General features: G+C 60.1%; 2 protein-coding genes. One reads left to right on the forward strand and one right to left on the reverse strand.

Annotation, left to right across the window (positions count from 1 at the left end):
* Positions 1-347: LysR substrate-binding domain-containing protein (locus ACXRVY_RS31360; RefSeq protein WP_458239259.1), on the forward strand; the 347-nt coding region annotated here is incomplete at its 5' end.
* A 16-nt stretch (positions 348-363) separates the two neighbouring features.
* Here the strand turns inward: ACXRVY_RS31360 and ACXRVY_RS31365 are convergent.
* Positions 364-846, reverse strand: a complete 483-nt coding sequence (locus tag ACXRVY_RS31365) for a GreA/GreB family elongation factor (protein ID WP_223463736.1) — start codon at positions 844-846, stop codon at positions 364-366.
* Positions 847-1,016: the final 170 nt, after the last annotated feature.

The raw sequence follows: 1,016 nt of genomic DNA on the forward strand, positions 1-1,016 counted from the left end.
CCTTCAGCCATCGCGGCCTGACGCCGAAAGTGGTGTTCACCGCCGCCGACGCCGACGTGATCAAGACCTATGTTCGCCTGGGGCTGGGCGTGGGCATCGTGGCGAAAATGGCCGTCGACAGCAAACTCGACAGCGACCTGGTGGTGCTCGATGCCAGTGAGTTGTTCGAGTCCAGCGTGACCAAGATCGGCTTCCGTCGCGGCACCTTCCTGCGGGGTTTCATGTGCGACTTCATCGAGAAGTTCGCGCCGCACCTGACCCGCGAAGTCATGGCCAAGGCCATTCAATGCCACAACAAGCAGGAACTGGAAGAGCTGTTCGACGGCGTCGAACTGCCCGTTCACTGATAGCGTTTCCTGCCGCTCAAACCACCTCGGTGACAGCGAACTGTTGCCGAGCGCCCGCCACCATAATCTCCACCTCATCGCCCTCGAACTTGCCCAGCAGGCTTTTGCCCAGCGGTGAGCGGGGGGTGATGACAGTAATCAGCTGTCCCACCAGATCGACTTTCAATCCGGCCGCATCGGGGGCCAGAAACAGCCATTGTTCGCGCCCCTTTTCGTCCTCGAGCCCGAGCAGCGCGCCCACTTCGATGCCCCGCTGATCGTCATACGGGCGCAGGACCAGGTTCTGGCAGAGGCTCAGTGACTGGCGAATTTCTTCGACCCGCCTGGCTTGCCCGGCCGCGAGATAGGAGGCTTCCAGCCCCAGGGTGTCGTACTTGTTCTCGGCGATGTTTTCTTCGTGGGTCGCCGTTTCGTAGGCGGTTTGCGCGGCCCGTTCGGCGATGTCGAGATCGATCCGCAGCTTGTCGAGAATCAGTTGGTGGACAATGTGTTTATTCATGATCAATCGCAGAATTGCAGGACGTTGGCGCGGCTTTTTTCGCTGGGTGCAGTTCGGTCCTGTTGCAGCCAGAACTGACAGCTTGGGTTGGACAGGTTACGGCTGCTGCTGCGTGCCTGATCGAGCCGTTGCTGCTGCTCGTTCTTGCGCAGGTTCTCTTCGTATTGCTC

The organism is Pseudomonas sp. P5_A2_2 (assembly GCF_054177685.1).